A 14127-nucleotide genomic window follows, 5' to 3' on the forward strand; every position below is an offset into this window, starting at 1 on the left:
AAGTTCCTCAGGCTCAAAACGGAAATAAGGCTCGCTGGTTAGATGTTGCCAATGTCTCGCAACAAGGATAGCAACGCTCGGCGTTCGATCATCCCCAAGGGGACTCCGTTCTCGTCGACCACTACGCTACGAAGCATTGGGGTGCGCTGTAGGGTTTGCCAGATTTGGTCGGCGGTTGTTTCGGGAGTAAATCGAGCGATGTTGCAATTCATTAGATCACGTAAAGGGGTGTCTAGCTCTTTGCGTGAAGCCATGGCATTGAGGTAGTCGCGTTCCGAGACCATGCCGACCAATTGCTGGTTTTGATTGACAACACAAGCGCTGTCGGCATTAGAAGCCAGGAAGGATGCCAGACTGGTGCGAAAGGATTCTTGTTCTCCGTAGATGGCAATTGAAGTCGTCATGAGCTTGTCGGCTGTGGTGCCCTTCAAGTCAGTGAGATGGCTTTCGACCGATAGATCGCAAGTCTGCAGTTGTTGACGTTGGAGACTTGAGTAGCTTTGGGTTCGGTCGCGTCCCTCGCTTTTGGCTGCCAACAGGGCCCGGTCTGCTTGTTCAAGTAGAGCGGTGAGGTTTTCACAATGCCCCAACAAGGGACTGACTCCCATGGTCGTTCGTACCATCATCTTGGCACCGATCACATCGGCGGATCGGCTAGCGATCCGATTCCGCAGTTCCTCGGCAAATTGCACCGCTTGTGGCTCTTCGTAATCGGTGAGGAAAAGGCAGAACTCATCGCCTCCCAGACGCCCCGCGAGCTCCTGGTGCTGGCACATTTCCTTGATGATGCTACCCACCAATCGCAGGACCTCGTCCCCTACGGCGTGCCCGTATTCGTCGTTGTACTGTTTGAAGAGATCGATGTCCATCATCAGGCATGAAGCGGGGCGGTTGCGCGCCATGGCTGCTTCAATGGCCGTTTGGCTTCGTTCCACAAAGGTCCGGCGGTTCAATAGACCGGTCAATCCATCGATTTCAGCAAGTTCGGTTTGGATTTGGAGCTGGCGAATCGCGTTTTCGGCATTCTGGATTCTGGCGAGAAACTCGTCTTCCTGAATGGGTTTGGACAGGAAGTCGTTGGCACCAGCAGCCATCGCTTCGGAGAGGTCGTCTCCTGAATCGCGTGAAGTTGCTATGAGGATATAGACATGTTCATTGCAAAGTTTCGCTCGGATGGACCGACATAAATCGAGCCCCGACATCTCGGGCATATTCCAATCGGTGACCACAATCGGCGGGCAATCGAATTCAGCTGCAGACCAGGCTCGAATTCCGTCCTCAGCTTGAGCGACCTGGTAACCAGATAATTCAAGCCATGCAGACATTAGCTTTCTTGTCGTGGGATGATCATCCACAACAAGCACTTGCGGCCGTTTCATGCCGGTTACAGGATCAACAGACATCTGCATGCTCAAGCTGTACTTTTACGATATCGGAAACTCTATTTAAAAATGCAGCAACGATGCGAGGATCAAAATGGGATCCACTTTCTTCGTCCAGGATGCTTAAGCATTGGTCTAACGAAAATGCTTTCTTGTAGGGGCGACGGCTACTCAACGCATCAAAGACATCTGCCACTGCAGTGATTCGTCCCTCCAGCGGAATGTTTTCACCACTCAGGCCCAGTGGATATCCCGTTCCGTCCCACCATTCGTGATGCGTTAATGCGATCGTGCGTGCCAAGGTGAGAGTCGGTGAACTGCAGACTTCCATGATCTGAGCACCAATGACCGCATGATTGGCCAACGACAGATTGAATTCGGTCGAAGGGGCACCCAGTACTTGGCCACCATATCCGCAGTGCTTTTGAATTTTGTCGATTTCCTCTTCGTTCAGCTTCCCTTCTTTTCGAAGGATGGAATCAGGAATTCCGATCTTTCCGACATCGTGAAGGGTCGCCGCTTGCTGCAGCCTTGCAATATGCTCTGGAGGCATTCCCAATTCATCCGCAATAATCGCCGCATATTTTCCAACGCGGACAATATGAGCGCCGGTGTCGCTATCGCGAAACTCGGCCGCGCGGGCCAAGCAGTGAATCAGTTCATTTTGCGATTGCTCCAGTTCCACAGTACGCTGGTCGACCTGGGCTCGCAAATCGTCCTCGTAAGATTTCACCAGTAGGCTGTTGCGAACGCGCGGAAGCAATTCATCGACGTCGATCGGCTTAGTCAAGAAGTCGGTGGCTCCCAATCGGAGCGCTTGATTCTTTAGGTCGCGGCTATCGGCACCTGTAAGGATAAGGATAGGTAGTCGCTGGGTTTCTGGTTCCGCCCGCAACGCTTGTAGGATCTCTAAGCCACTGATGCCCGGCATCATGATGTCGAGCAGTAACACGTCAGGATTCGCATTACGGATCGCAGTCAATGCTTCCGCTGGATCGGACAAAGTGATGAAGTTGAGATATCCAGCTGTCTCAAGGTGAGCACGCGCAACCCTAATGTTAATTGGGATGTCGTCAATGATCATAATCGTTGACGACGTCAATTCGCTGATGGTGGCGAGCATCTTGGGCCTACGAGTCCCGAAAGCGGAAGAGATTCGAATGTTGTTCTTGGGATGTAGTGAACACTAGCTCAGAGTTCGAGGGGATGCGGTGAAATGATTCAACATACTTGGGGAGTGGCTGTAATTTGTTGGGTCAATTCGCCCAGCACAGCCAAGGATTCTTCGATGTCGGTCAGGTTTTCTTCTTTGGCTGCATCCCAGAGGTGGACTGATGGATCGGTTAGAGCGGCAAATCCGGCTGTACCCCCAGCCCCCTTCAGCCCATGCGCTAACTGAGTTAAGGCTTCGAAATCTCGCTTGACATAGGCCGTCTGCATATCGTGCACATGACTATTGAGGAAACCCACAAATTCTTCCACAATCTCTTGGTAGATCGGGATCTCCAGAGGTAGGGTGGATTTGAGTTGTGCGGGAGAGTACTTAGCGGAACTTGGCGGTGTGACAGGCTCAGAGGTGGGAGGGGGGAGATTGGCGACCGAGCCAGGTTTACCCTGGCAAAGCAAATTGCGAACGGTGCTTAGCAAGACGGCGGCCCGAATCGGTTTGGTCAAGTAATTCGAGCAACCGGCGGCCAAGCACTTCTCTTCATCCCCTTTCATGGCGTGTGCGGTGAGAGCTAGGATGGGGGTTGTGATTCCCTCCTCTCGGATTTTGGATGCTGCGGTATATCCGTCCATCACGGGCATTTGCATATCCATCACAATCAGGTCAAACGGCTCGCGCCGCGCCGTCTGGACTCCCAGCCAGCCGTTTTCGGCAGTCGTTACCGAAACGCCCGCATCCTCCAGCATGATCTTCACCAGCTTGCGATTGATCTCGCCATCTTCAACCAGCAGGACTGAACTCGCGGGCAAGCGAATTGTTTCGACGGGGATAGAGTCGAGAGTCCCCATCAGAGCATCAGCAGGCGGAGCGACGAGCAAGTCCACGTTGTGGAGTGGACCTGTCTTCACCTTCAAAATAAAGACACTCCCCTGCCCTTCCTGGCTCTCTACCTGCAGCTCACCTCCAAGTGCCGATGATAACCTGCGAGAAATAGCCAGACCCAAGCCGGTGCCACCATAGCGTCTAGTGACTGAGTTGTCGGCTTGGGCGAATTGGCTGAAGATCCGCGATTGCTTTTCGCTAGGAATGCCAATACCAGTATCGATGACTCGAATCGTTAACGTTTCAGTGGAAGGGTCGAGTTCGGCATTGATCCTCACAGATCCTTCAACCGTGAATTTGATCGCATTGCCCACTAGATTCATCAGCAATTGTCGTAGCCGTCCGCCGTCGGTTACGATCGATTCGGGAACTTTGCTCTTCCACTCATATCGCAGCTCCAGTCCCTTTTGTTGTGCTTGCGCTCGCATTACGCTGACGACTTGGTTCAGCACATCGTGGGGTGAGCAAGGAGAGAGTTCGACCTCCAATTGTCCTGCTTCGATCTTGGAAAGATCCAAAATGTCATTGATCAAGGCCAGTAGGTGCTGACCACTGGAGGAGATTGTTTCCAGGTAGTCTTGGCGGAGTGCTGGATCCGCACTGGCGGAGGATTGAGTCAGAAGTTCGGCAAAACCCAGGATGCCGTTGAGAGGTGTGCGGATTTCGTGACTCATGTTCGCAAGAAATTCGCTCTTCGCTCGACTGGCCGCTTCTGCTTCATCGCGAGCGACTACCAAAGCGTCTTGCACGATTTGGCGATTTTCGATTTCCTGTGTCAATTGTGCGGTGCGTTGTTGCACGCGATCCTCTAGGCGGTTGTTCGCCGATTGCAGGGCTGCTTTGGAAGATTGGATTTCGTCCAGCATGCTGTTGAAGGTGACGCCCAGTTCGCCCAATTCGTCGTTGGACTGTGGGGAGACCCGGATCGCAAAGTCTTTTCCCTCCTTTACCGATTTTGCTGCAAGGGCTAAATCCTTAACCGGCTCTGAAATGGAGCGTTGCAGCAGGAACGACATCGCCCCAGCGCCTGCCAAGGATAGTAGCATGATCCCAGCGCCAATCAGTAAATAGCGACGAATATGAGCGTATAGATCCGACATGTTGGCCAACACGTAAATGGATCCGATCTGCTCTTGCTCATCGGTGATTGGATGAAAGACTTCGATGCCCTTGTCTGTGATGCGATAACCGCTGGGGAGTGATTCCGTTTGGCGAACTGCAGAATTGGGGGTGGAGCTGAACTCTGCAAATAATTTTCCCGTGTCGTCATACACGCACACGTATTCGACTGTTGGATACATTGCCATTGAAGCAAGTAGTTCACCGGCGGCTGCCTGGTCCTGAAATGTCAGCACACCGGTGCTATTGAACGCCAGCATCTTGGCTTGGGATTCCAACTGGTCGACTTTGGATTGGCGAATAAACTGCAAGTCATGTGCGGCCATACCAGCAAAGCCGATAAGCAGTGCAAGTACCGCCGAGGTGGAGGCAAGGATAAAGAGCTTGGTCTTAATCGACACATTGCGCAGCAACTGGGACGGTGTTTTCGGGACGAAGTGATGCGACGTCTTTGAATGGCAATCGCTCAAGATATCAGGGGCTTTGGCTAGGGCTATGGGGTTGCATTCTAGTTCCTTGGCGTAGTAATCTCGCGTCCATTGCAAGTTGTTTACGTTTCGCTTCCTCTAGGTTGATCTCAAATTGAATCTGCCCATTGGATTCCACGAAGTTGACCACGGTCCCGTTGGGACGCGAGGAGGATTCGGTAACGGTCAAAACCGAAGTTTCTTGCAATCGCCCCATCAGGGCGGCGATATCGACTGGAAAGATCGTTGCGGACACAAACAGCAGATCGCAGTCTGTCAGCTCGACATCGAGCACGGACTGGTAGTAGATGACCTTGATAGGCCGGTCGTGTACCGTCCGCTTGCCGGCGATCTTCTCCAGGCTGCTGCGAACTCCGGCGGATCCAACAATTCCAATCCGAAATTCCGGATGGAGGGCGAACTCTTGGGCGGGCCACTGAGTAAAACGCCCAAAGCTATAGAGATAGACAGCCTTAATGTTGTCTGCCTTGGCGATTTTCAGAATTGCAGCTTGTTCGGGCGACGTCGTGGTGGCCTCTTGGCCAGTCGCCCAGGCAGCAAAACACAAGATTCCCAGCAGCGATGCGAACAATCGAAGTGCTGCGGAAAGCATCTTGCTACGACTCCACAGCGTGAGAGGGAATTCGATTGGAGCTAGGCATCAAGGAAGAACGCTCTCCCGATTTACTACCAGAGGATAGGTTCCCGTTTACCAAGCGGGAGATACTCAATAGCGTAAACCGACCATGCCGTAGAACTCACGCTGTACGTTTGTAGCGATATTGCTGGTAAAAGCGTCGTTGCCAAATTCAGGATGATCAATGTCGAGCAGATTTCGGCCGACTAGCGAAATTTCGCAGTAGCTGCTCGGGCTCCAAGCCAACCGCACATCGGCCGTGTTGTAGCTTGGGATTTGTTGGGCACGCAGGTTATCGACATAACGCCACATCACATCGAGCGTCGTTTGGTGGGCGAAGTTCCACGAAGACTGGAGGTAGACTTGATTGTTGGGGCTGCTGTCTACGTTGGTACCATCGCTTGACAGTTTCTCCCTCAAGCTGGTGTACGCTCCATAGAGTCGCCACCCGTCTCGAATCTGATAGTTGGTCGCTAATTCGAAGCCGTAGCTACGTCCTTCTCCGTCGTTGGCAATATTCAACGGTAGGAAGTAGGCCGGGATCGTGGCGTCCAAATAGGGAGTCCCGCGAGTCACGGATTGCAAATCGTTGTAATTAAAATAGAAGGCGGCTGCGTCCCAAGAAAAACGCTGTGTTGGCTGCGAACGCATACCAATTTCCCAAGCATCCAAGTTTTCGGACGCAAAGTCGTGGTTGCCAGTAAACAGGGGGAACACTCCCGGAGCGGCAGGTTGGGAGAGCATGGCTAAACGGACATCGTCCCCGACTCGCGTCGGAGAGCGTACCGCATGAGAGTAGGAGCCCCAAATTGATTGGCTTTCCGTAGGAGTCCATAGCAACCGAGCGGTGGGCTGAAATTCAAACGGAGTGTAATCGCTATGGATGAATTTGGCTCCAGTCGTGAAATACAGCTCATCCTCTCGCAGGGTGATCTCATCTTGAACGAAATAGCTGAACAGATCGACCGAGCGTCGATCTGGGCTGAAAGTCAGAAAGAGAGGTGAGTTTTCAATCCTGTCGCGGGAATTCCGATATCCAGCTCCCCAAATAAAAGCATGCCTCTCAAACCAACTAAATCGATGTTGGAAATCGATGTCTAAGGTATCGCGGTCTTCGCGAAACTTTTTGGCTTTGTAAGTCCGCTCGGTCCGATCGTAGTAGGCTTGAATCGACCAGTCGCTATCTTCGCCAGTGGATTGGGTGTACCGCAACAACGTGTTCCAGCCAGCCAGGGCGGCATCATCCACTAGGTTCTCGGAGAAGGGAGTCAACGCGGCCGGGTAAATATTCTCACGGCCTGTCGTTCCATCGTAGGCGTCGCCTTGGAACGTCCAACCGGAGTCGCTATCGGGTTGCCAGTCGGCGCGAAAGCCACCGCGTCCCATTCGCCAATCATCGTGAGCTTGACCGTCGGGGACGTAACCGCGGTCATGCTCATGCCATTTCCCGTAAACTCGCATGTCAACGCCACTTTGGGTTCTCCAACCGTGGCGGGCACTGGTGAATCCACGCTGTTCGGTTCCGGCTCCCGCTTCCACGTAGGTGCCATGCGTCTCTGAAGCGTTTTTGGTGATGATGTTGATGACCCCATTGACCGCGTTGGCACCCCATACACTTGCACCTGGGCCACGCGAGACCTCAATCCGTTCGACGTCCTCCAACAATAAATCTTGGACGTCCCAAAAGGTTCCTCCGAACATGGGGGTGTAAACGGTCCGGCCGTCAATTTGCACCAGCAGCTTATTGGCAAATCGGCCGTTGGAACCACGAATGCTGACCGCCCATTTATTGGCATCAATCGCCGCTACCTGTACCCCAGGGGCCATCCGTAGTACATCGGGAATCGTACGCGCCCCAGAGCGACGGATCATTTCATTGGAGATGACAAAAATCGCAGCCGGAGACCGGCCAACGGTGCTCTTCTGGCGACTCACCGATGTCACTTCGGTTTGCAGTGCCGGAGCGGTAGCATGGCTACGGACACTGACATTGGCCAGTTCACCCACATCTTTGTCTGCCATGTCCAGCAGGGAGTCGAGCTCATCCTCGTCCTCGTCAATATTCTCCGCTACTTCGGTTGGATTTTCCTCTGCGACCCCAAGATTTTGAGGATTCCAGGCGGCGCCCGTTGGTCCTGCACTCGATGCAGTGGGGGCATTCCCGGCGAAAATCCCCAGTGCCACAGATTCTTTGAGAAGGTCTTGAGCATGCAGCTGCTCGCTCTCAAGCATCGCAGGCGCAAGTAGCAGGGTCGCAAATATCAGGCTTCGGTTGGCAAGCAACGTATTCAAGCGGGCATCCTTGCCAATTCATTCTAGATTGCTGATCTCTTGCATCTCTTAGGGGGTGCATCGGGTGGGGCGGCCAGATCGCATTCTCTTTTTGCGCCGAATATGCCTATTTTGAAATCTGAATGTGAAAGTCTAAGGGTTGTTCGGCATGGTGAACGCCACTCGGCATGCTCAGAGCGGTCGCTCTCAATGCAAGGCGCCCATCGCGTCCGTCATGGCGGCGGCTGGCCAGCGTTTATTTTTTCCTGCAGGCGAGAATGCTAGTATAAGCGTGAAGCGACACCTGCCGTCAGTTGACGCCGGTAGCTGCGCGAAAAGGGTAGAGGCATTGCTCGAAAGCAACTTCTCGGGCTGGCTGGACGAGCCAGTCCGCGCTTGGCAACTTGCCGCGTAGAAATGCCAACGCTCTCGTCCCGCCAGCTGGATCCGCTGCTGGCTACGCGTTTGTCCAGTAAGGAGCGTGGCCGGCGGTTGAGTGGTTTAAATGATCGCATGGACGTGAACGACTCGCCCACGTACTTCGACACGCTCTTCGGCGATAGCGGCAATGGCTTCGGGCAGGAGTTGGCATTCCAGTTCAAAGACTCGGTTTTGCAGGCTGTCCGAGGTGTCGGTATCGTAGACCGCGCAGGCGCGCTGGGCGATGATGGGGCCGTGGTCGTACTCGTTGTCGACAAAGTGGACGGTGCATCCGGATGTCTTAACGCCGTATTCAACGGCGCGTTGATGAACTCGTTTGCCGTAGTATCCCTGACCGCAAAACGAAGGGATCAGTGAGGGATGAATGTTAATGACGCGGTTTTCATACTCGGGAGCGATCAGGAGATGCTCGACATATCCGCCCATTACAAGTAATTGCACATCGTGTTCCTGGCACAGATCGAAAATGCGTGCGGAGTGTTCTTGGGCGGTGGCAAAATCCTTGCGTGAAACAATTTGAGTTGGAATGCTGGCTGCCCGGGCATGCTTCAAGCCCTGCGCATCGGGATTGCTACTGATTACCAGTTGGAAATCAACGGGAAGTTCCCTTGCCAATTGCCAATCGATCAGATTCTTGAGTGTCGTTCCACCCCCAGATATCAGAACAGCGATGCGAAGTTTTTGCATGAGGAGCCTACGTGGATTGCCGCGAATGGATGAGCGAATGGATGAGGAGGAGTGCGAGGTTGGCTGTGCAGTCACCGACTGGCGGGGGTGAACGCAGAGCGCGAAAACGCAGGGTTTCTTGCCTGCCGACTCCGTCTTAAACCACCTCGATCCCCAAGCTTATGGAATGCCCGGCGACTTCAAAAGTTTGGCACTCCATTGCGGGAGGGGCTGAGTCCTGACGGAATTCAACAGCTAGCGTCTCCCCCACAATATAGTCTTTGTTCTCGAGCAGTGCGGCGGTTAGCTCAGAATCTTGGCAATCGAGGTGGATAATAATCCGATCGGTAAATTGGCAATCGCGTTGTTTTCGTAGGTCTTGAATCAAACGCACTACGTCGCGGGCCATGCCCTCGCGCAGTAACGCCGGGGTTAAATCGGTGGAGAGAACAACCACGCAGTACTTACCTTGGGCGGCGGTCCAACCGCTTTTGGCTTGCAACCGCACTTCCAACTCTTCGTGGTCGAACTTGAGCGTTTCGCTGCCGAGTGCAATTTGCACGTAACCTTGGCTCGCCATGTCGCTCACCAATTGAGCTCCATCGGCTGCAGCTAGAGCGGCCTTGAGGGCTGGCAATTGCTTGCCGACGCGGGGCCCCAGCTTTTTGAAGTTGGGCAAGACTTGGTACTGAATGTAGGGGCTGTTGCCCGCGTTGTAGGCTACTTCCTTGACGTTCAGCTCTTCGCACACAATACCGTTGTGTTCGGTCAGCCAAGCCATGTGTTCGTCGCTGGCCAAGCTCACTTCGACCCGTGAGAGTGGTTGACGGACCTTCAGCTTTGCATCCATCCGAGCACTGCGTCCCAGGGAGGCGACCTCCTGCAAAACTTGCATGCGGGCGCTCAAGACCGCGTCACAGCGGTCGGGCGTCAGGGCGGGATAGTCGCATAAATGCACGCTTTCGCGAACGCGACCCCGGACCGATTCGGTCAGCGTCTGCCACATCAATTCCGAGACGAACGGCACGAACGGAGCGATCAGTTTCGAGAGCTGGATGAGCACTTCGTACAAAGTCCAGTAGGCATCCGCCTTGTCGACACTCTCGGTGGCATTGGCCTTGCCCCAATAGCGATCGCGACTGCGGCGAACGTACCAGTTGCTGAGCTCATTGACCAGCGAGGTGATTTGTTGGCAAGCGCCGAAGCTATCATAGCGATCCATCCGTGCGATGACTTCACCAGTGGTCATCGACAGCTCGCTAAGAATCCAGCGATCGAGTTCGGCGCGTTGCTCCACGGGGCGGTAGGAGGCGGCTTGGGAGAGCTCCTCGCGCGCGAGTTGGTCGAGTTGCCCATTGATTTCCGAAGGTCCGGCGAATTGATCGATCTCGGCGTAGATCGTAAAGAAGCTCAGGACGTTCCACATGCGCAAGAGGAATTCGGGGATGCTATCGCGAATGGCTCGCTCGGAGTAGATGATCGAACTCCAGGGCGGCTGATTGGCGAAGAAGTACCATCGCAGGGCATCGGCGCCGTGATTGTCGAAGATTTCTTGAGGGCTGCGATAATTGCGCAGGCTCTTGGACATCTTTCCAGTCTTGGAAACGTATTTCTTGCCGAGTGCCTGGCGCGCTTCATCCTCGGTCAAGAAGCGTTGCTTGCCATCCTTACTCTCGTACCATTCGGCCAGCATGAGCCCCAATACGATGCAATTTCGGTAGGGGTGTGGGAATTTCTGCGAGTCTTGTTGACCGAGCTGTTCGCCAAACAGCATCGTGCTGATAGCCAGTTGGCTGTAAAACCAACCACGTGTCTGGTCGATGGCTTCGCTGATGAAGTCGGCGGGAAACGCTTTCTCGAAGCGGTCTTTGTTTTGGTGCGGGTAGCCCCATTGCGCGAAAGGCATGGCGCCGGAATCATACCAGCAGTCGATGACCTCGGTCACGCGGCGCATGCGTGCACCGGGGGCGAAGGGGGAATCGTAAGTAATGGCATCGATGTACGGCTTGTGGACTTTGAGATCCTCCGCCAAATCGGGATTCTCCGCTTTGGCCTTTTCCCAGATCTCGGTACCGGTGCGACCTGGTTTGGACAGCACCTCTTCGTAACTGCTGACCGCTTCTCGTCGGCCGGTCTCCTCGCACTCCCAAATCGGCAGAGGAGTTCCCCAGTAGCGTTCGCGCGAGAGGGCCCAGTCCACGTTGCTTTCCAAGAATTTTCCAAAGCGTCCGTCGCGAATGTTCTCCGGGGACCAGCCGATCTTCGAGTTGTTCTCCAGCATCTGGTCGCGGAAGTCGGTGGTCCGGATGAACCAGCTCTCGCGCGGATACTGGATCAATGGATCTTCCTGGGCACGCCAGCAGAAGGGGTAGTCGTGCAGATATTGATCGAGCAGCAATAGGCGTCCCGATTCCTTCAGCTCTCGTGAAATGGCCTTGTCCGCATCCTTGACCCACACCCCTTCGTGTTGAGGGCAGTCGGAAGTGAACTTGCCATCTGGGCCGACTGCACACAGCAGCGCGGGTACGTCGCCAGTGGTTTCAAACTTGGCAAGTTCTTTGGCGAAGACGTCGTAGTCAACTTCACCAAACGCCGGGGCGATATGGACCAGCCCGGTACCGCTGTCGAGCGTCACAAAGTCGGCGGCTAAGACTCGCCAGTACAGATGGGCTTGGCCCCCGCTGACGAGCTCTCCTTGGGCATCAGCCCACTTGGCATGGTAGGTATCGAGGGGAGGTTGGTAGCGCATGCCGACCAATTCCGAACCGGGCAGAGTTCGGATCACCTGCCAGGTTTGTTTGACTTTTTCAGCCAAGGAATCGACGAGTGCGGAAGCGACGATTAGCTCTTCCTCCGAGTCCTCGACCCGACAGACGGCGTATTCGATCTCAGGATGAACTGCGGCGTACATGTTGCTTGGAAGAGTCCAAGGTGTTGTGGTCCAGACCACCAAAGAGGTTTGTGGGGAATCGACCAGTGGGAATTTGACAAACACGCTCGGATCGGCGACTTCGCGGTAGCCCTGCCCTACCTCGCCCGCAGAAAGTGCGGTACCGCCTTGAGCCCACCACCAGACGATTTTATGGCCGCGATAGAGCAAGCCTTGGTCGAAGAGTTTTTTGAGGGACCACCAGACGCTTTCCACGTAACTTTGGTGGTAGGTCACGTAGGCTTCGCTGAGGTCGATCCAGAAGCCGAGACGCTCGGTCAGCACCTCCCAGTCTTGCATGTACTTCCACACACTTTGCTGGCATTTTTGGATAAAGGGTTCGATGCCGTAACGCTCGATCTCCTCTTTGCTGTGGATGCCAAGCTCTTTGCAGACCTCGACCTCGACCGGCAAACCGTGGGTGTCCCAGCCCGCCTTGCGTTCGCACAGGTAGCCCCGCATGGTTTTGTAGCGAGGGAACAGGTCCTTGATAGCTCGGGTGAGGCAGTGTCCCGGATGCGGTAGCCCGTTGGCGGTAGGAGGCCCTTCGTAGAAGACAAACGACTCGGCGCCGGCCCGCTGCTGCAGACTTTTCTCGTAAATCTCGTTCTGTTTCCAGAATTCGAGCATTTTGACTTCTTGTTCCGGGAACCGAACTTGAGTGCTAACGGCTTTGAACATTGTGGAGCTTGGAGAAAGAGTCGAATGGTGGAAATTTGAGGTAAGTGCCGAGCGATCCCTAGTGAGTCGTGCTTGATGTGCCAGCCACTCCTGGGGCCCGTGCCAACGAGTTGCAGGCTTGTCCGGTGGTCAACGCTTGGGTGCAGCTAGGACTCGCACCGCCCCCGTCATGTTCATGTCGGCAACATGCTGGCAGTAGGAAGACTGATTTTGGTCGGGGAAGCAGCTCCCTCCAAGGGTACTTTGCCCCGATTGCGGCGATTCAGCCATGTTTGAGGGGCCGACTGCTGTTTTTTTGAGGGGGCTAATGACGTAAAATCGCATTCCCGCGACAGAAATGGCTTCCATTTCCCTACTCCTCTCAAGAGATATAGCGATAAAAATGTCGGATGCTGCTGAATTCGAAGAATTCCCTGAGGCTCAAGGTGAAGATGTCAAGGAACGGCCGCAACCGGCGGATGAACCGGCGGACATTGATTTATCGGGGCCACAGCGGGCCGATTTGTTGGCGATGATGCAGCGAACGATTGTTCGACTCGAGAAAGATGGGACCAGTCGGGGGGATTTGAAAATTCTCAACAGCACCTTGCGGGAACTGCGATACGCCTTCAAGGTCTTTCAGCCCTACCGACGTCGCCGCAAAGTGACGGTGTTTGGCTCGGCGCGCACGCGACCGGAACAGGCCTCCTACCAGCAAGCGGTTGAGTTCGGGCGGGCCATGTCGAGGCACGGCTGGATGACGATTACCGGAGCCGGTGGTGGGATCATGGAAGCGGGCCATGTGGGCGCGGGCAAGGAGTTCTCCATGGGACTCAATATCATGCTGCCCTTCGAACAGAGCTCCAATGCAGTGATCCACGGCGATCCTAAATTGGTAACGATGAAGTACTTTTTCACCCGCAAGCTGATGTTCGTCAAGGAATGCAGCGCCGTCGTTTCGCTGCCGGGCGGATTCGGTACGCTCGATGAAACCGCCGAGACTTTAACGCTGCTGCAAACCGGGAAGCAGACAATGTTGCCCGTGGTTTTGCTCGACGCGCCCGGGGGAGATTACTGGAGGCATTTTGGAACGTTCATCGACCAAACACTGCTTCGCGATGGCATGATCAGCCCCGAAGATCGTGCACTGTATATGATCACCAATAGCGTTCAGGCCGCCGTTGACGAAGTTCTCAATTTCTACCGTGTCTATCACAGCATGCGGTATGTGCGAGATACGCTCGTTCTGCGAGTTAGTCAGAAGTTGGGCGAAGCAGAAGTATCCCAACTGAATGAAGATTTTTCGGACATCCTGGTCGAAGGGAAGATTGAGCAAGTCCCCGCCTTGCCTGAAGAAGCCAACGAACCGGAACTGGCTGACTTGGCGCGTTTGACCCTCAGATTTGATCGCAAGCAACTCGGAAGATTGCGGATGCTGATCAACGCCATCAACGCGACTTGCCCCGGTTGCGATGTGTCGCCTTCGTCCAGCTAGAGTTGCTCGC

Annotated in this window: 9 protein-coding genes; 1 reads left to right on the top strand and 8 read right to left on the bottom strand. The window is 54.5% G+C overall.

The window, feature by feature from the left end:
- Nucleotides 1–38 precede the first annotated feature (38 nt).
- The 8 genes from Q31a_RS01435 to Q31a_RS01470 all read right to left on the bottom strand — a co-directional run bounded on the left by Q31a_RS01435 (nucleotide 39) and on the right by Q31a_RS01470 (nucleotide 12991).
- Nucleotides 39–1409, bottom strand: coding sequence for a diguanylate cyclase (locus Q31a_RS01435; RefSeq protein ID WP_145072903.1), 1371 nt, complete (start codon nucleotides 1407–1409; stop codon nucleotides 39–41).
- Nucleotides 1393–2466 (bottom strand): HD domain-containing phosphohydrolase, encoded by a 1074-nt coding sequence (locus tag Q31a_RS01440; RefSeq protein ID WP_197356011.1) that lies wholly within the window; start codon nucleotides 2464–2466, stop codon nucleotides 1393–1395. The genes Q31a_RS01435 and Q31a_RS01440 overlap by 17 nt, the downstream gene beginning before the upstream one ends.
- Nucleotides 2467–2603: 137 nt before the next feature.
- The gene (locus Q31a_RS01445; RefSeq protein ID WP_197356013.1) at nucleotides 2604–5096 is read right to left on the bottom strand and encodes an ATP-binding protein; all 2493 of its coding nucleotides are present in this window, start codon (nucleotides 5094–5096) and stop codon (nucleotides 2604–2606) included.
- Entirely contained in the window at nucleotides 5026–5631 is a 606-nt protein-coding gene (locus tag Q31a_RS01450) for a YfiR family protein (RefSeq protein WP_145072912.1), read from the bottom strand. The genes Q31a_RS01445 and Q31a_RS01450 overlap by 71 nt, the downstream gene beginning before the upstream one ends.
- A gap of 114 nt (nucleotides 5632–5745) precedes the next feature.
- Complete coding sequence (locus Q31a_RS01455) at nucleotides 5746–7947, bottom strand: TonB-dependent receptor plug domain-containing protein (protein WP_145072915.1); 2202 nt, start codon at nucleotides 7945–7947, stop codon at nucleotides 5746–5748.
- Nucleotides 7948–8427: 480 nt separating this feature from the next.
- Entirely contained in the window at nucleotides 8428–9054 is a 627-nt protein-coding gene (purN, locus tag Q31a_RS01460; protein ID WP_145072918.1) for a phosphoribosylglycinamide formyltransferase, read from the bottom strand.
- 136 nt (nucleotides 9055–9190) lie between these two features.
- Nucleotides 9191–12643, bottom strand: coding sequence for an isoleucine--tRNA ligase (gene ileS / locus Q31a_RS01465; RefSeq protein WP_145072921.1), 3453 nt, complete (start codon nucleotides 12641–12643; stop codon nucleotides 9191–9193).
- 129 nt (nucleotides 12644–12772) lie between these two features.
- Complete coding sequence (locus Q31a_RS01470) at nucleotides 12773–12991, bottom strand: hypothetical protein (RefSeq protein WP_145072924.1); 219 nt, start codon at nucleotides 12989–12991, stop codon at nucleotides 12773–12775.
- A gap of 34 nt (nucleotides 12992–13025) precedes the next feature.
- Here Q31a_RS01470 and Q31a_RS01475 point away from each other — a divergent pair, with 34 nt between their 5' ends.
- Nucleotides 13026–14117 (top strand): LOG family protein, encoded by a 1092-nt coding sequence (locus Q31a_RS01475; RefSeq protein ID WP_145072927.1) that lies wholly within the window; start codon nucleotides 13026–13028, stop codon nucleotides 14115–14117.
- The last annotated feature ends 10 nt before the right edge of the window (nucleotides 14118–14127 follow it).

Source organism: Aureliella helgolandensis (assembly GCF_007752135.1).
In the GTDB taxonomy this organism is placed as follows: domain Bacteria; phylum Planctomycetota; class Planctomycetia; order Pirellulales; family Pirellulaceae; genus Aureliella; species Aureliella helgolandensis.